Here is a 231-nt window from a genome sequence, read left to right as displayed (position 1 = left end):
TTTCAACACACAGCCGCCCGAAGGCGGCTGGTTAACGGAATTTTGTGTTCAGTGAACACAGATAACCGTTTCAACACACAGCCGCCCGAAGGCGGCTGGGTCAACTGGGGTCAAAAAGATGCGCGTTACGTCGTTTCAACACACAGCCGCCCGAAGGCGGCTGGGGGTGTCGAAGTATTGCCTATGATTGACCCTTTGGGTTTCAACACACAGCCGCCCGAAGGCGGCTGG

At 56.3% G+C, this 231-nt stretch carries 1 protein-coding gene; it reads left to right on the top strand.

The features are described from left to right. Nucleotides 1-51: 51 nt before the first annotated feature. Nucleotides 52-231: hypothetical protein (locus HMPREF2726_RS14220; protein ID WP_094113264.1), on the top strand; the 180-nt coding region annotated here is incomplete at its 3' end.

The sequence above is a fragment of the Neisseria sp. HMSC074B07 genome (assembly GCF_001810355.1).
Taxonomy (GTDB): domain Bacteria; phylum Pseudomonadota; class Gammaproteobacteria; order Burkholderiales; family Neisseriaceae; genus Neisseria.
This window is presented reverse-complemented; position numbering and strand designations above follow the sequence as displayed.